This window comes from Achromobacter sp. 10T422, from assembly GCF_056394065.1.
In genome coordinates this window covers 192,678-207,685 of sequence record NZ_JBFTHD010000007.1, presented here as the reverse complement: position 1 = coordinate 207,685, position 15,008 = coordinate 192,678, and the positions used below count along the sequence as shown (strand labels likewise).

Genomic DNA, 15,008 nt, shown 5'->3' with positions numbered 1-15,008 from the left:
GGGGCGCCCGCCGCCACCACGCCGCAGGAATCGTCATGACCGCTGCATCTTCCGCTGCAACCCTTGCTGCCTCTCCCGTCGACACGCCGAACGTGCTGCTCGACGTGAATGGCATCGAGGTGATCTACAACCACGTGATCCTGGTGCTCAAGGGCGTGTCCCTGCAGGTGCCGGAAGGCAAGATCGTGGCCTTGCTGGGCGCCAACGGCGCGGGCAAGACCACGACGCTGCGCGCCATATCAAACCTGCTCAAGGGCGAGCGCGGCGACGTCACCAAAGGCCACATCCAATACCGTGGCCAACGCATCGAACGGCTGTCGCCGGCCGAACTGGTCAAGCGCGGCGTCGTGCAGGTGATGGAAGGCCGGCATTGTTTTGCGCACCTGACCATCGAAGAAAACCTGCTGACAGGCGCCTACACGCGCAACATAAGCCGTGGCGATACCGCCGCCGCCCTGGAACGCGTCTACCAGTATTTCCCGCGCTTGAAACAGCGCCGCAGCAGCCAGTCCGGCTACACGTCGGGCGGTGAACAGCAGATGACGGCGATCGGCCGCGCGCTGATGGCCAACCCCAACATGATCCTGCTGGACGAACCGTCGATGGGCCTGGCCCCGCAGATCGTGGAAGAAATTTTTGAAATCGTGCGCGACCTGAACCAGCGCGAACGCGTGAGCTTCCTGCTGGCCGAACAGAACACCAACATCGCGCTGCGCTATGCCGACTACGGCTACATCCTGGAGAACGGGCGCGTGATGATGGACGGCGCGGCGTCGGACTTGGCTCAGAACGAGGACGTGAAAGAGTTCTACCTGGGTATTTCCAGCGGCGAGCGCAAGAGCTTCCGCGACAACAAGTTCTATCGCCGCCGCAAACGCTGGCTGGCTTGAGAGAGGGTGCGATCCCATGTCCGAGTTTTTCGATGTCCTGGAAACGCGAGCGCCCGAGCAACGTGAGCGCGAGCTGATGGCCGCCTTGCCCGCCGCGATCACCCGGGCGATGGCCCGCGCCCCGGCAATTGCCGAGCAGTTGCGCGGCGTTGATCCCGCCACGATTACGTCGCGGGCGGCGCTGGCCCGCCTGCCCGTTTTGCGCAAGCACGAATTGCTGGAACGCCAGCAGCACAGCCGCGACGATGCCGCCGCCCCCGCCGGGCCGGGCAAAACGTTCGGCGGATTTTCCGCCATCGGCTGGGGCGAAGCGATGCGGGTGTTTGCGTCGCCCGGCCCTATCTACGAACCGGAAAGCGCGCGCGCCGATTACTGGCGCTTTGCCCGCGCCTTGTACGCGGCGGGTTTTCGCGCGGGCGAGCTCGCCTACAACTGCTTTTCCTATCACTTCACGCCCGCCGGTTCCATGATGGAAACGGCGGCGCACGCGGTGGGCTGCACGGTGTTTCCGGGCGGCACTGGCCAGACCGAACAACAGGTGCGCGCGATTCAAGACCTGGCGCCCAGCGGCTACACCGGCACGCCCAGTTTCCTGAAGATCATCCTGGAGAAATCCGATGAGCTTGGCGTGAAGCTGGATTCGCTGCGGCGCGCGCTGGTGTCGGGCGAAGCATTCCCGCCGTCGCTGCGCGACTGGCTGGCCGCGCGCGGCATCGAAGGCTATCAGGCGTATGGCAGCGCCGACCTGGGCATGATTGCGTTCGAGACGCCCGCGCGCCAAGGGCTGGTGCTGGGCGAAGACATCATCGTCGAGATCGTGCGCCCGGGCACAGGCGAACCGGTGCCAGATGGTGAAGTCGGCGAAGTTGTCGTCACCACGCTGAACCCCGACTATCCGCTGGTGCGCTTCGGCACGGGCGACTTGTCGGCGGTGATGCCCGGCATCTCACCTTGCGGCCGCACCAACACACGCATCAAGGGGTGGATGGGCCGCGCGGATCAAACCACCAAGGTGCGCGGTATGTTCGTGCACCCGTCGCAAGTGGCGGACGTGGTGCGCAGGCATCCTGAAATTTTGCGCGCGCGGCTGGTCATCAGCGGCAGCACGGGATCGGACCGCATGGTGCTGAAAGTGGAATCACGCGTGCGCGGCGAAGAGCTGTCCAAGCGCATCGCCGATTCCGTGCGTGATGTGACGAAGCTGCGCGCTGACGTGGAATGGGTGGACGCCGACGGCCTGCCGAACGACGGCAAGGTCATCGACGACGTGCGCACATACGAGTGACGTCGGAATAAAGGGCAGAGGAAAGGGCAGAGTAAAGGGAAGAGGAAAGGGCAGAGTAGTAAAGGGCGGGCACGGGCGGAGCCAAGGCGCCGCGCGGCCTGCCGCCCCCTGCCGCCCCTTGACGGGCCTTGACGGGCCTTGACGGGCGCCCACGGTAACGTCGGCGCGCGAGCGGCGCTACTTGCGCCTGAGGAATTCAAGCGCCGAGTAGATCGCCATGCCGGTGACCATCGCGGCCACGAAGATCAGCGCTTCCTGCACGCCGGCTGCGGCCGCCACGAGCGCGGGCCCAGGGCAAAAGCCCGCCAACCCCCAACCCGCGCCAAACGCCACGCTGCCCAGCGCCAAGCGCAAGTCGATGCCGGTGGCGCTGGGCCAGCGCATCGGTTCCCCCGACAGGCTCACCCGGCGGCGGCGCAGCAAGGCGAAGCCCGCTGCCGTGACCAGCACCGCGCCTCCCATCACAAACGCCAGTGACGGGTCCCACTGGCCCGCGATATCCAGAAAGCCCAGCACCTTGGCCGGGTTGGCCATGCCGGACACGATCAACCCCAGCCCAAAGACCAGGCCCGATGCGAAAGCGATCAGCGCCACCATGTCAGCCCCCCGCCCGAAATTGCATTGCGTAGGCCATGTCAGCCTCCCACCATATGCCGCGTCGCGTAGACCATGGCGAAGCCCGCGGCCATGAACAACGCGGTCGCAACAAACGACCGGCGCGATCCGCGCGACAAGCCACACACGCCATGTCCGCTGGTGCAGCCCGACGCGTAGCGCGTGCCGATGCCCACCAGCAAGCCCGCCACGATCAGACGCGGGGTGCTGGCCTGGACCACCATGGCGGGCAGCGCCGCCCCCAATTGGTATAGCCAGGGCGCCGCGCACAACCCCAGCAAAAACGCCAACCGCCACACGCTGTCGCGTTGCATCGGCAGCAAGCCGCCCAGAATGCCGCTGATACCGGCGATGCGGCCCGCGCCCGCCATCAGCATCACGGCGGCGGCGCCGATGAGCAAACCGCCCGCGGTCGCTGCCGCTGGCGTGAAAGCGGGCCAGTCCATATTCATGAGAGTGACTCCATCGCGCGGCCGCAGTACAAACTGGAAAGCGTTTTCATGACCTGGCTGACTTCGAAGCTGGCCATCTGGTAGTAGACGTACTTGCCCTCGCGGCGCGTCGTGACCAGGCCTTCGTCGCGCAGCACGCCCAGTTGCTGGGACAAGGTCGGTTGGCGGATGCCGGTCAGCGATTCCAGTTCGCCCACGTTGCGTTCCCCCTGCACCAGTTGGCAGAGCAGCAGCAGGCGGTCTTCGTTGGCCAGCGCCTTCAATAGCGTGCACGCTTGGGCAGCAGATTCGCGCAAGGCGGCAAGTTCGCAATCGGTCAGGGCGGCATTCATGGCAAGCAGGTTCGGCGGGCTAGTAATTTTTCATTATATTGACGAATAAACTATCAAACAATATTATTTAAAAATATATATTGTTCCCAGCGGCCACCATGAATCCCCACATCCAAGCGTTTTTTGATCCGGTCACCGCCACCGTCACCTATGTGGTGCACGACGGCAGCGCCTGCGCCATCATCGATTCGGTGCTGGACTACGACCCCAAGTCCGGGCGCACTCACACGGGCAGCGCCGACCAGGTGGCCGAGTATGTCCGCGCACAAGGGCTGACGCTTCAGTGGCTGCTGGAAACCCACGCCCATGCCGACCACCTGTCCGCCGCGCCGTACTTGCAGCGCCAGCTGGGCGGCGTCATCGCCATCGGCCAGAGCATCCGCACCGTGCAAGGCGTGTTCAAACGCGTCTTCAACCTGGAGCCCGAATTCCAACTGGACGGCTCACAGTTCGGCCGCCTGTTCACCGATGGCGAAACCTTCAAGATCGGCACGCTTACCGCCACGGCCATCCACGTGCCGGGCCATACGCCCGCCGACATGGCCTACCTGATTGGCGACGCCGCCTTCGTGGGCGACACGATGTTCATGCCGGATGTCGGCACGGCGCGCTGCGACTTCCCCGGCGGCGATGCGCACCAGTTGTACCGGTCGATCCAACGCCTGCTTGGCCTGCCCGGCGGCACGCGTCTCTTCATGTGCCACGACTACCCGCCCAATGGCCGCGACGCGCATTGGCAAACCACAGTGGCCGAGCAGCGCCACGCCAACATCCACGTGCGCGACGGCATCAGCGAAGCGGAATTCGTCGCCATGCGCACCAAGCGCGACGCCACGCTCTCCATGCCCACGCTGATCCTGCCCGCCATACAGGTGAACATCCGCGCGGGCCACTTTCCGCCGCCCGAAGACAACGGCGTGCGTTATCTGAAGATTCCCGTCGACGGACTCTAGGGCCGCAATAGGCGCGCAATGCACTTGCGCGCCTGAAACTTATCCCGCAAGATCGCCCGATCAACCGATTGCCGATCAGACGGATTGCCCATGTTCGCAGAAGCCGAAGCCGACCCCAGCCTGTCCAAGGACGAATTCAAACCGCTGGAGGAGCGGCTGCGCGTCGCCCTGCTCAACGCGCAATACGAACGCCTTGAGAAGCGGGAAAAAACCCTGTTGGTGGTGGTGGCGGGGATAGACGGCGCCGGCAAAGGCGCCACCGTCAATCTGCTGAACGAATGGATGGACCCGCGCCACATCAAGACGCTGGCCTACGGGCCGCCCGAAGGCGAAGAGCAGGAACGCCCCCCGTTCTGGCGCTACTGGAAAGATCTGCCGCCCAAGGGCAGCACGGGCATCGTGTTCGGCTCGTGGTACGCGCCGCTGATCATCGAGTCCGCGCGCAAGAAGCCCAACCAGGAATATATCGAAGCGCACTCCGCCGCCATCCGGCACTTTGAAGCGATGCTGGCCGCCGAAGGCGTGCAGATTGTGAAGCTGTGGTTTCACCTGTCGGCCAAGGCGCAAAAGGACCGCGCCCAGCGTCTGCTGGCCAGCCCGGAGACCTCATGGCAGGTCAGCCCGGTGGACCTGAAGGTCTACAAGAAATACGACCGCATTCGCAACGGCGGGCAGATCGTCGTGAACCATACCGACAGCGGCCACGCGCCCTGGGTGGTGATTCCCAGCGCCGACGAGAACATGCGTTCGGTTCGCACGGCCGAAGCGGTGCTCACCGCGCTGCGCCAGCGTGGCGTGCCGCGCATTCCTCAATCGTTCCTGGCGCATTCCCGCCCGGCCCGTATCGTCGACCGCCTGGGCAAGCTGGATTACGACGCCAAGATCGACAAGGACGATTACGAATCCGAGCTGGGCCTGCTCCAAGGCCGGCTGGCGCGCGCGGCGCGGTCAAAGGCATTTCAAGAGCGTTCGCTGATTCTGGTGTTCGAAGGCCAGGACGCCGCTGGCAAGGGTGGCGCGATCCGCCGCGTGACGCACGCCTTGGACGCCCGCCAGTACGACATCACGCCGGTTGCCGCACCGAATAGCTACGAACTGTCGCGGCCCTATCTGTGGCGCTTCTGGCGGCACCTGCCGCGCCATGGACGCGTCGCTATTTTTGACCGCTCCTGGTATGGCCGCGTGCTGGTCGAACGGGTGGAAAAGCTGATCACGCCGGCCCATTGGCGCCGCGCCTATGCCGAGATCAATGACTTCGAACAACAGCTGGCCGCAAGCGGCGCGCTGGTGTTGAAGTTCTGGCTGGCGGTGACGGCGGACGTGCAGCTCGAGCGCTTTCAAGAGCGCGAGAAATCGCCCTTCAAGAATTTCAAGATCACGCCTGACGATTGGCGCAACCGCGAGAAATGGAAAGACTATGCGGCGGCGGCCAACGAGATGCTGACGCGCACGGATGTGGGCCACGCGCCCTGGCATCTGGTGTCCGCCAACGACAAGCGTTACGCTCGTCTGCAAGTGCTGCGACACATCGTCGAAGCCATGGAAGAAAAGCTCTGAATTCCTCTCCCCTGATCCGCATCCGCCAGGAGGCTTTGCGCCATGAGTACCGCTGAAATCCGCCCCATCGTCGCCGCCGACTTCGACGTCTGGCTGCCGCTGTGGAAGGGCTACCAGGAGTTCTACCGCGTCAACATCGATGACGCCGTAACCCGCAACACCTGGGCCCGCTTCCTGGACCCCGCCGAACCCATGCATGCAGCGCTGGCGTATGAAAGCGGACGCGCCATCGGCATGGTGCACTGGATCTTCCACCGTTCTACCTGGACCGCGGGCGATTACTGCTACCTGCAAGACCTGTACGTGGACCCCGACGTGCGTGGCACGGGCGCAGGCCGCAAGCTGATCGAACACGTGTACGCCGAAGCCGCCGCCGCCAACGCCGCGCGTGTGTATTGGCTGACCCATGAAACCAATGCCGCGGCCATGCAGCTTTACGACCGCGTTGCAGACCGCTCAGGCTTCCTCCAATACCGCAAGGTGATGGCGTGAGCGCTCGCGACCCGAACTGTCCGCTGTGCCAGGAAGACGGCGGCACCGTGCTGTGGCGCGGGCCGCATCTGCGCGTGATCGAGGTAGACGACGCCGACTATCCCGGCTTCACCCGCGTGATCTGGAACGGCCATCTGGCCGAGATGACAAGCCTGTCCACGCATGGGCGAGACCTGCTGATGCGGGCCGTGTACGCCGTCGAAGAGGCGCAGCAATCCATCTTGACGCCGGACAAGATCAACCTGGCGTCGTTGGGAAACATGGTGCCGCATCTGCACTGGCACGTGATCCCGCGCTGGCGCGGCGACCGCCACTTTCCTGATCCGATCTGGGCCGCGCCGCGCGTGGCAGCCGGCGCCGAACCGGCGGATTGGGTGGAACGCCAAGCGCGCACGCAAGCGCTGCTGCCGCGCTATCGCAACCGGATCGTTGAGGCGATGAACGCGCTGCTCATGCACTGAGCGCGGCGCGACGGGGCCGCCCCCGTTCGGCTAGCCAGTGCGTGTATGCACGCTCGACCTGATCCGCCGCGCGTTCGGCGGTGAACAGCCCCAGGCCACAGATCAGGTGACGGCCGGCATCCCCCATTCGGCGGCGCAGATCGGGGTCGGCCAGCAGCCTGTCCAATGCGCTGGCCAGAGCGGCGGGATTGCGCGGCGGCACCAGCAGGCCGGTCACGCCTTCCACCATGGTTTCAGGCACGCCGCCCACGGCCGTACCCACCACCGGCACGCCCATTGCCGCGGCTTCGATGAACACGGTGCCCAGGGCCTCGCGGTGAGTCGGCAACGCGAACACGTCAAAGGCCTTCAGCACATTGGCGATATCGTCCCGCCGCCCCAGGAAATGCACCCGCGAGGCTAGGCCCAGGGTTGCCACCAGCGCGTGCAATTGGCTCAGCACCGGCATGCCGTCGCCCACCAACACCAGGTGCGCCGACGGGAAGCGGGCGGATACATGCAGGAAGGCGTCGATAAGATCGGCATGGCCCTTGTCGGCCCGCATCACGGCGACGCAACCCACCACGAGAGCGTCGTCCGGCAAACCCAATTCGCGCCGCACGCAGGCGCCTTCGCGCAGCTGCGGCAACTCCACCGGGGAATGAATGGTGGCCACAGACCCGGGCCGCGCACCGCCATCCAGCAGCTGCTTGCGCACGAACCGGCTGACGGCAATGACCCGATGCGCCAGCCACGTATAGGCATAAAGGGAACGGATGGGCTTGGCCAAATGGCGCGTGCGCACGATCAGCGGCGTGCCGGCCAGCCGGGCGGCCAATGCCGCCAGCACGGTATCGCGACGGCTGTGGGTGTTGAGCACATCAAAGCGTTCGCGCCGCAGCAGGCGGTGGATAACCGCGACGCTGCGCAAGAAATTGAAGGGGCCGTCCATCACGGTGTGGTGCACGGTGAAACCGGCTTGCGCCAGACGATCGCCCAATTCCGCCCCCGGCTGGCAGACCAGTTCCAGATGATGGCCGCGCTTGCGCATGGCGATCATCTCTTTGTAGATGCAGAACTCCTGACCCCCAAACGACGTGGCGGCCTCGGTGTGCAGGATGCGCAGGCCGCCGGTGGCCCGGGCGCCGCGCGGCGCAGGGGAATTACGCATCGTCATGCCCCTTGGCCTGCACCGGATGGAGATCATTCCACGCGCGCCCCTCAAGGAGCAGGAAGGCTTCAAGGTAGGCGTAGTCTTCCGGGTTCAGCGGCGCCGCGCCGTGCGCCTGACGATCATGGACGCATTCCGACGCAACCAAGCGTTGCTTTTGCCAGACGCGGATAGCGCCCATCGGCGACATCGAAAACTCTGCGCCGTCGCGGCGCCACGTCTGCACCCGCGCGCTGGGTACCAGGCGCGTGAGTTGATAGGCCCCGTTTGACGCGGCGTCAGCGGGTGGCGTCAACGACAACCCGATGTCCACCAAGCGAGGTATGGCGCTGGCGGTCGAAAGCGTGTGAGTTAAAACGGAAAGGGAAGGCAGGAAGGGCATGGCATTGCACTCATAACAAGGCGTTATTGCATTCCGCCCGAGGTGCAAAATGTTCGAGAACTTTCTTATTCTTGGAGGCATTGCGGGTCGGTAATATTCCCCGTCGCCATACATCTCGTGATGGCCGGCTGCTCAGACCACCCGACGCAGCAACACCCTGCTAGAAAACCCGCTTCCGGCCACAGCCGGCTCTCCATCAGCGGGCCTCAGGATGACAGCAAAATGGCACGCATTTCGCCGACAATGCCCGGAATTTTCCTATCGTTCAGGTAAAATTCAGCTCTATTTTCCGCAACCCGAATCCAGGAATTTCCTTTGACCCACGTGGCAACCCCGCACCCTCGCCCCTCATTTCTACAGGCCTTTCTGCGCTCCGAGGCGCTCGGCGGCTACGTGCTCATGGCGGCCGCGCTGGCCGCGTTGATCATCGCCAACAGTCCGGCAGCGCCGCTCTACTTTGATGTGCTGGGTAGCAAACTGGGTTTCCAGGCGGGCCCCATCGTGCTGCACGAGACGGTGCTGCACTGGATCAATGATGGCCTGATGGCCGTGTTCTTTCTGCTGGTCGGGTTGGAAATCAAGCGCGAAGTGCTGGACGGCCAGTTGCGTGGCGTCTCGCGCATCGTCTTGCCCGGTATCGCCGCGCTGGGCGGCATGGTCGCGCCCGCCTTGATCTACGTGCTGATCAACATCGGCAGCCCGGAAACGTTGCGCGGCTGGGCCATTCCCGCCGCCACCGACATCGCGTTCGCGCTTGGCATCCTGGCGCTGCTGGGCAGCCGCGTGCCGACATCGCTGAAAATCTTCCTGACCGCGCTGGCCATCCTGGATGACCTGGGCGCCATCATCATCATCGCGCTGTTCTATACCGCGCAGCTCAAGGTGGTGGCGCTGGCCATGGCGGGCGCGCTGCTGGTCTGCCTGTTCTGCCTGAACCGCGCGGGCGTCACACGCCTGACCCCGTATCTGCTGATCGGCGCTGTGCTGTGGTACTTCGTACTGAAATCCGGCGTGCATGCAACGCTTGCCGGCGTGGCGCTGGCGCTGACCATCCCGCTGAGCCCCCGCAATGCCGGCAAGCCCGGCGCCCATTCCCCCTTGCATGATCTGGAGCACGCGTTGCACAAGCCGGTCGCCTTGCTGATCGTGCCGATCTTCGGCTTCGCCAACGCGGGCGTGTCGTTTGCCGGGATGGGCCTGGCCAGCCTGGCGCAGCCTGTGCCGATGGGTGTGGCGTTGGGCCTGTTCTTGGGCAAGCAGCTGGGCGTGTTCGGTTTCGCGTGGCTGGCCATCAAAGCCGGCGTCGCCAGCCTGCCACGCCATGCCACGTTCACGCAGCTGTACGGCATCGCCTTGCTGTGCGGTATCGGCTTCACAATGAGTTTGTTCATCGGTGCCCTGGCCTTTACCGATGCCGCGAGCGTTGACGCCACGAAGATCGGCGTGCTGGCGGGTTCACTGGCCTCTGGCTTGATCGGCTTCCTGTTGCTGCGTATCAAGCCCGCAGCGCCCTCGGAAGACGTGGCGCACCAAGCCGCCTCCTGACTGCCTACGGCTGCTGGCAAGCGTGCGCGCCATCGGCAATCGCACGCGCCAGCCGGTCAATGACCTCGGGCCGGGCCAGGCGGCGCTCTTCGTCCGGGTTCACAATCACCCCCACCTCGACCAGCACACCGGCCATCGGCGCGGTCTTCAGCACCGCCAGGTTATCGAAGCGCTGCACGCCAAGCCGGGCGTCAATCACGGGCCGGCTTTCGCCCACGATCGGGTCCGCGTGATACAGCGACGGCTTCTCGCCCGCGGCCAGCAGCTGTTCGCCAATTGCCCGGGCGCATCGCACGCTCTGCTCGTAGTGGGGATTGCGCGACGACACGAAGACGGCGTAGCCAGAGAACTCGCGCTGACGGCCCGCATCGATCAGCCACTGCTGCATGGAATCGTGGTGAATCGAGACAAAAAAATCTGCGCGCGGCGCGATCCTTGAGCGCTTGCCCAGATCTATCTCGGCGCCATCGGCAGCCACTTGCGTCACACGGTCGCCCATGGCGCGCAACGCCATCGCCACGCGGTTGCTGATGTCCAGGTTGTACAGATACTCCACACGCCCGCTCGCGCCGGTGGCGCCGGGGCGAGCGGGCGTGTGGCCGGTGTCCACCACGATATGCGCCGCGTGCGCGGGCAGTGCGGCAAACATCGCGGCGATGCACAGCGCCGTGCGGCGCGCCAGCCGGGGAAGGCGAGTGATAAATGGAAATGCCACGGGGCTGACCGCCTAGAGGAATGTAGGGCGTCGTGGGAAGGGCTCCCGCCGCCGGTTGGGGCGGATTCTCGCGCAGCGCCCCGGCGGACGCAATGATCCGATTCGATTCCGGGACAAAAACGACACGGGCATTCAGCCTGCGCTCAAGCTGAAGGACTACGATCAAGACTTGGCATTCCCCACCTGGAGGTTGCAGCATGAACTCGTTGAATGGAAAAGTCGCCGTCGTCACCGGCGCGGCCAGCGGTATCGGCAAGGAAATTGCACTGACGCTCGCCCGCGCAGGCGCCACCATCGCGATTGCCGACCTGAATCAGGCGGGCGCGGACGCGGTGGCCAAAGAAATTGAACAGGCCGGCGGCAAGGCGATGGGCGTGGCCATGGACGTCACCAGCGAAGACGCCGTGAATCAAGGCATCGACAAGGTGGCGGCCGCCTACGGCAGCATCGACATCCTGATCTCGAACGCCGGCATCCAGATCGTCAACCCGATCGACAAGTTCGCCTTCTCGGACTGGAAGAAGATGCAGGCCATCCACGTGGACGGCGCCTTCCTCACCACCAAGGCGGCGCTCAAGCACATGTATCAGGGCGATCGCGGCGGCGTGGTCATCTACATGGGCTCGGTGCATTCCCACGAAGCTTCGCCGCTGAAGTCGGCCTATGTGGCCGCCAAGCACGCGCTGCTGGGCCTGGCCCGCGTGCTGGCCAAGGAAGGCGCCGCGCATAACGTGCGCTCGCATGTGATCTGCCCGGGCTTCGTGCGCACGCCGCTGGTTGAAAAGCAGATTCCCGAGCAAGCCAAAGAGCTGGGCATCAGCGAAGAAGACGTTGTGAAAAAGGTGATGCTGGGCGACACGGTGGACGGCGTGTTCACCACCGTTGAAGACGTGGCGCAGACCGCGCTGTTCCTGTGCACCTTCCCCAGCGCGGCGTTCACCGGCCAGTCGTTCGTGGTCAGCCACGGCTGGTATATGCAGTAGGCGGGTTTGGGGTCAGCCACGGCTGGGACATGCAGTAGGCGGGTTTGGGGTCAGCCGCGGCTGGTATATGCAGTAGGTGAGTTTGGGGTCTGCCACGGCTGGTACATGCAGTAGGCAGGTTTGGGGTCAGCCGCGGCTGGCATGTGCGGGGCGGGTAGATGCAGTAGCGGATTGCAGTAGCTGATCGGTCCGCGTGCGGCAGCCGGACAATCCGCGCCGCTATGCCAAAATTGCGCCCATGCCGCTCGATAACCGCCTGCTACCCAACACCCTCGCCGCCCAGACGGCGCAACTTCCCGCCGCCTGGGCGGCCGCTTTTGCGCCGCGCGCCGTGGCCGACGCCTTGGCCGCCGCCACCGCGCATGTGGAAAAGCGGCTTGCCGAAGGCGCGGTCGTGTATCCCGCCACGCCGTTTCGCGCGCTGCACGGCATGGCGCCGTCAGACGTGCGCGTGGTGATTCTGGGCCAGGACCCGTACCACGGCGCGGGCCAGGCCCAAGGCATGGCGTTCTCGGTCCCGGACGACTGCAAGCGCCCGCCCAGCCTGCGCAACATCTTCAATGAAATCGCCGCAGAGTTTCCCGGCACGGCCGTGCCCGCGGGCAACGACCTGAGCCCCTGGGCCGATCAGGGTGTGCTGCTGTTGAACACCGCGCTTACCGTGGAAGACGGCCAGCCCGCCTCGCACGCCAAACGCGGGTGGGAAACGGTGACGGATGCATTGATTTCGCTGGTGGCCCGCGACCCCTCGCCCAAGGTCTTCATGCTGTGGGGCGCGCATGCGCAGGCCAAGCGCTTGTTGCTGCCCGACAACAGCGGCCATCTGATCCTGATGTCCAACCACCCCTCCCCGCTATCCGCCCGCCGGCCGCCCGTTCCGTTTCTGGGCTGCGGCCACTTCCTGACCACAAACCAGTGGCTGGTAAACCAAGGGAAAAACCCTATTGATTGGGGACTGGACAAAAAAATAATTTCCTTGCAAGGCGAATTCGGGTTATGATCGCCGCACTGCACAAAACGAGTTCGGCATTTACCGCCTTGATTTAGCGGAATTTTTTGCAGTCTGCCGGGCAGTCTAGCCCCGGCCCCATGCCGAACTATCATCGATTCCTGACCTCCTTTCCTTTCGCCCTGCGTTCCAATCTGTATACGAGAACGCGCCATGCGCACGGTTGATTCGGTCGGCACGATGCTCCATCAACCGTCGCCTGGATCCGGCCGCCTAATCCCCTGGCCCGACCAAGCACTGCGTCGCATTGATTGCGGCAAGGGAAAGTAATGTCTTTCGAAAACCTGGGTCTTGCACCCGCTCTGTTGTCGGCCGTCCAAGAAGCTGGCTTCAACACCCCCACCGCCGTCCAAGCTGCTGCCATTCCGCAAGCGCTGGCCGGTCACGACCTGATGGTGTCCTCGCAGACGGGCAGCGGCAAGACCGCCGCCTTCATGCTGCCGGCCCTGCACCGTATTGCCCAGATGCCCGCCAACAAGGGCGTCGGCGTGCAAGTGCTGGTGCTGACCCCGACCCGCGAACTGGCTCTGCAAGTTACCGAAGCCACCGCCACCTACGGCCGCAAGCTGGCTGACCTGCGCACCGCCACCGTTGTTGGCGGCATGCCCTACGGCGCGCAACTGAAGGCGCTGTCGCGCCGCGTTGACGTGCTGGTCGCCACCCCCGGCCGCCTGATCGACCACCTGCAATCGGGCCGCGTCAAGCTGAACACCGTGCACACGCTGGTGCTCGACGAAGCCGACCGCATGCTGGACATGGGCTTCATTGAAGACATCGAAACCATCGTCAGCCGCCTGCCGGAAGATCGCCAAACGCTGCTGTTCTCGGCCACGCTGGACGGCACGATCGCCAAGCTGGCTTCGAAAATGATGCGCGACCCGCAGCGTATCGAGCTGGCTGGCGCCAAGGAAAAGCACACCAACATCACGCAAAGCCTGCTGTACGCAGACGACGCTGGCCACAAGATGCAATTGCTGGATCACGTGCTGCGTGACGCCAAGCTGGATCAAGCCATTGTCTTCACGTCCACCAAGCGTGGCGCCGATGACCTGGCCGACCGCCTGGCTGACCAAGGCTTTGCCGCCGCTGCCCTGCACGGCGACATGAACCAGCGCCAGCGCACCCGTACCCTGTCGCAACTGCAACGCGGCCAGCTGCGTATTCTGGTTGCCACCGACGTTGCCGCCCGCGGCATCGACGTGCAAGGCATCAGCCACGCTGTGAACTTCGACCTGCCGATGCAAGCCGAAGACTACGTGCACCGTATCGGCCGTACCGGCCGCGCCGGCCGCAGCGGCCTGGCGTTCACGCTGGCGACGCACTCCGAGCGCCACAAGGTTCGCCGTATCGAGCACTACATCGGTCAAACGATTACGGCGGAAACCATCGCCGGTCTGGAACCCAAGCGCACGCCCCGTCCGTCGGCCGGTGGCAGCGGCGCCCCGCGTGGCGGCAAGCCGTTTGGCAAGCGCCCCGGTGGTTTCGGTGGTTCGCGTCATGAAGGCGGCTACCAAGGCAACCGCGAAGGCCGTTCCTTTGCCGGCCCGCGTGAAGGCGGCGCTCCCCGTGGCGAGTTCAAGCCGCGTGAAGGTGGTTACCAAGGCAACCGCGACGGCGCCCCGCGTGAAGGCGGCTACCAAGGCAATCGTCCTTTCGGCGACCGCCCGGCCCGTTCGTTCAGCGATCGTCCCAGCTTCGGTGATCGTCCCCAGCGCGAAGGCGGCTACCAGGGCAATCGCCCCTTCGGCGACCGCCCCCAGCGTGAAGGCGGCTTCCGTGGCGGTGACCGCGATGCGCGTCCCAGCTTCGGCGGCGACCGCCCCAGCTTTGGTGATCGTCCCCAGCGCGATGCCCGCCCGTTCAGCGAGCGTGCTCCCCGCGAAGGCGGTTTCCGCGGTGGTGACCGTGACGCCCGTCCGAGCTTCGGCGATCGCCCCAGCTTCGGCGACCGTCCCCAGCGCGAAGGCGGCTTCCGCGGCGGTGACCGTCCGGAAGGCGGTTTCCGTGGCGCCAAGCCCTCGTTCGACAAGCGCCCCGGCGGCCCCGCTAAGCGCTTCGCCAAGCCGGCTGATCGCCGCGGCTAATTCGCCCGCTTGATCCCCTAACAAACCCCGCGCCCGTCGCGGGGTTTGTTTTTTGGGGTCACCAACAGATGCGGCCACGCCCCCAGCGGGGCCGTTCTTTTTT

16 protein-coding genes are annotated in these 15,008 nt (G+C 65.0%); 10 read left to right on the top strand and 6 right to left on the bottom strand.

Features of this window, described 5'->3' with window-relative positions; genetic code table 11:
- The first annotated feature begins 35 nt into the window (after positions 1-35).
- Positions 36-890 carry an ABC transporter ATP-binding protein gene (locus tag AC1DB0_RS20145; protein WP_476757516.1) on the top strand — a complete coding sequence of 285 codons (855 nt, stop codon included), beginning with the start codon at positions 36-38 and terminating at the stop codon, positions 888-890.
- Positions 891-906: 16 nt separating this feature from the next.
- A complete protein-coding gene (locus tag AC1DB0_RS20140; RefSeq protein WP_342066361.1) occupies positions 907-2,175 on the top strand; it encodes a phenylacetate--CoA ligase family protein in 1,269 nt (422 codons plus the stop codon).
- 177 nt (positions 2,176-2,352) lie between these two features.
- On the opposite strand, the gene AC1DB0_RS20135 is transcribed toward AC1DB0_RS20140, so the two are convergent.
- From AC1DB0_RS20135 to AC1DB0_RS20125, 3 genes are read right to left on the bottom strand one after another with little or no spacing between them, the layout of a single operon-like run.
- The gene (locus AC1DB0_RS20135) at positions 2,353-2,772 is read right to left on the bottom strand and encodes a DUF6691 family protein (RefSeq protein ID WP_476757515.1); all 420 of its coding nucleotides are present in this window, start codon (positions 2,770-2,772) and stop codon (positions 2,353-2,355) included.
- Between the two features lie 38 nt (positions 2,773-2,810).
- A complete protein-coding gene (locus tag AC1DB0_RS20130) occupies positions 2,811-3,242 on the bottom strand; it encodes a YeeE/YedE family protein (protein WP_054420710.1) in 432 nt (143 codons plus the stop codon).
- Positions 3,239-3,574, bottom strand: coding sequence for an ArsR/SmtB family transcription factor (locus tag AC1DB0_RS20125; RefSeq protein ID WP_054420711.1), 336 nt, complete (start codon positions 3,572-3,574; stop codon positions 3,239-3,241). The genes AC1DB0_RS20130 and AC1DB0_RS20125 overlap by 4 nt, the downstream gene beginning before the upstream one ends.
- A gap of 98 nt (positions 3,575-3,672) precedes the next feature.
- On the opposite strand from AC1DB0_RS20125, the gene AC1DB0_RS20120 reads away from it, so the two are divergent.
- The 4 genes from AC1DB0_RS20120 (at position 3,673) to AC1DB0_RS20105 (ending at position 7,037) form a co-directional block, all read left to right on the top strand.
- Positions 3,673-4,527, top strand: coding sequence for an MBL fold metallo-hydrolase (locus AC1DB0_RS20120; RefSeq protein WP_175170319.1), 855 nt, complete (start codon positions 3,673-3,675; stop codon positions 4,525-4,527).
- Positions 4,528-4,617: 90 nt separating this feature from the next.
- Positions 4,618-6,084, top strand: a complete 1,467-nt coding sequence (gene pap, locus AC1DB0_RS20115) for a polyphosphate:AMP phosphotransferase (RefSeq protein ID WP_346552626.1) — start codon at positions 4,618-4,620, stop codon at positions 6,082-6,084.
- A 42-nt stretch (positions 6,085-6,126) separates the two neighbouring features.
- Positions 6,127-6,576, top strand: coding sequence for an N-acetyltransferase family protein (locus tag AC1DB0_RS20110; protein WP_476757514.1), 450 nt, complete (start codon positions 6,127-6,129; stop codon positions 6,574-6,576).
- Positions 6,573-7,037, top strand: a complete 465-nt coding sequence (locus AC1DB0_RS20105) for an HIT family protein (RefSeq protein ID WP_054420714.1) — start codon at positions 6,573-6,575, stop codon at positions 7,035-7,037. Before AC1DB0_RS20110 ends, AC1DB0_RS20105 begins: the two co-directional genes overlap by 4 nt.
- Here AC1DB0_RS20105 and AC1DB0_RS20100 read toward each other — a convergent pair.
- Positions 7,027-8,193 (bottom strand): glycosyltransferase, encoded by a 1,167-nt coding sequence (locus AC1DB0_RS20100; protein WP_476757513.1) that lies wholly within the window; start codon positions 8,191-8,193, stop codon positions 7,027-7,029. The two genes, AC1DB0_RS20105 and AC1DB0_RS20100, sit on opposite strands and share 11 nt — an antisense overlap.
- Positions 8,180-8,569 carry a hypothetical protein gene (locus tag AC1DB0_RS20095; RefSeq protein ID WP_054420715.1) on the bottom strand — a complete coding sequence of 130 codons (390 nt, stop codon included), beginning with the start codon at positions 8,567-8,569 and terminating at the stop codon, positions 8,180-8,182. The genes AC1DB0_RS20100 and AC1DB0_RS20095 overlap by 14 nt, the downstream gene beginning before the upstream one ends.
- A 315-nt stretch (positions 8,570-8,884) precedes the next feature.
- On the opposite strand from AC1DB0_RS20095, the gene nhaA reads away from it, so the two are divergent.
- Positions 8,885-10,114, top strand: a complete 1,230-nt coding sequence (gene nhaA / locus AC1DB0_RS20090; RefSeq protein WP_427944989.1) for a Na+/H+ antiporter NhaA — start codon at positions 8,885-8,887, stop codon at positions 10,112-10,114.
- A 4-nt stretch (positions 10,115-10,118) separates the two neighbouring features.
- Here nhaA and AC1DB0_RS20085 read toward each other — a convergent pair whose 3' ends face one another.
- Positions 10,119-10,763: an N-acetylmuramoyl-L-alanine amidase family protein gene (locus AC1DB0_RS20085; RefSeq protein ID WP_476757597.1), complete on the bottom strand. Its 645-nt coding sequence runs from the start codon at positions 10,761-10,763 to the stop codon at positions 10,119-10,121.
- A 263-nt stretch (positions 10,764-11,026) separates the two neighbouring features.
- Here AC1DB0_RS20085 and AC1DB0_RS20080 point away from each other — a divergent pair, with 263 nt between their 5' ends.
- The 3 genes from AC1DB0_RS20080 to AC1DB0_RS20070 all read left to right on the top strand — a co-directional run bounded on the left by AC1DB0_RS20080 (position 11,027) and on the right by AC1DB0_RS20070 (position 14,905).
- Positions 11,027-11,812: a 3-hydroxybutyrate dehydrogenase gene (locus AC1DB0_RS20080; protein ID WP_054420718.1), complete on the top strand. Its 786-nt coding sequence runs from the start codon at positions 11,027-11,029 to the stop codon at positions 11,810-11,812.
- A 238-nt stretch (positions 11,813-12,050) separates the two neighbouring features.
- A complete protein-coding gene (locus tag AC1DB0_RS20075; RefSeq protein ID WP_054420719.1) occupies positions 12,051-12,812 on the top strand; it encodes a uracil-DNA glycosylase in 762 nt (253 codons plus the stop codon).
- A gap of 278 nt (positions 12,813-13,090) precedes the next feature.
- On the top strand, positions 13,091-14,905 hold the full coding sequence (locus AC1DB0_RS20070; protein WP_054420720.1) for a DEAD/DEAH box helicase: 1,815 nt from the start codon (positions 13,091-13,093) through the stop codon (positions 14,903-14,905).
- The last annotated feature ends 103 nt before the right edge of the window (positions 14,906-15,008 follow it).

Excerpts from the sequence above, each read along its gene's own strand:
- AC1DB0_RS20100 (WP_476757513.1), bottom strand. The coding sequence starts at position 8,193 with ATGACGATGCGTAATTCCCCTGCGCCGCGCGGCGCCCGGGCCACCGGC.
- AC1DB0_RS20075 (WP_054420719.1), top strand. The coding sequence starts at position 12,051 with ATGCCGCTCGATAACCGCCTGCTACCCAACACCCTCGCCGCCCAGACG.
- AC1DB0_RS20145 (WP_476757516.1), top strand. The coding sequence starts at position 36 with ATGACCGCTGCATCTTCCGCTGCAACCCTTGCTGCCTCTCCCGTCGAC.
- AC1DB0_RS20130 (WP_054420710.1), bottom strand. The coding sequence starts at position 3,242 with ATGAATATGGACTGGCCCGCTTTCACGCCAGCGGCAGCGACCGCGGGC.
- AC1DB0_RS20140 (WP_342066361.1), top strand. The coding sequence starts at position 907 with ATGTCCGAGTTTTTCGATGTCCTGGAAACGCGAGCGCCCGAGCAACGT.
- AC1DB0_RS20095 (WP_054420715.1), bottom strand. The coding sequence starts at position 8,569 with ATGCCCTTCCTGCCTTCCCTTTCCGTTTTAACTCACACGCTTTCGACC.
- AC1DB0_RS20085 (WP_476757597.1), bottom strand. The coding sequence starts at position 10,763 with ATGTTTGCCGCACTGCCCGCGCACGCGGCGCATATCGTGGTGGACACC.
- AC1DB0_RS20120 (WP_175170319.1), top strand. The coding sequence starts at position 3,673 with ATGAATCCCCACATCCAAGCGTTTTTTGATCCGGTCACCGCCACCGTC.
- AC1DB0_RS20135 (WP_476757515.1), bottom strand. The coding sequence starts at position 2,772 with ATGGTGGCGCTGATCGCTTTCGCATCGGGCCTGGTCTTTGGGCTGGGG.
- AC1DB0_RS20080 (WP_054420718.1), top strand. The coding sequence starts at position 11,027 with ATGAACTCGTTGAATGGAAAAGTCGCCGTCGTCACCGGCGCGGCCAGC.
- AC1DB0_RS20125 (WP_054420711.1), bottom strand. The coding sequence starts at position 3,574 with ATGAATGCCGCCCTGACCGATTGCGAACTTGCCGCCTTGCGCGAATCT.
- AC1DB0_RS20110 (WP_476757514.1), top strand. The coding sequence starts at position 6,127 with ATGAGTACCGCTGAAATCCGCCCCATCGTCGCCGCCGACTTCGACGTC.
- pap (WP_346552626.1), top strand. The coding sequence starts at position 4,618 with ATGTTCGCAGAAGCCGAAGCCGACCCCAGCCTGTCCAAGGACGAATTC.
- AC1DB0_RS20070 (WP_054420720.1), top strand. The coding sequence starts at position 13,091 with ATGTCTTTCGAAAACCTGGGTCTTGCACCCGCTCTGTTGTCGGCCGTC.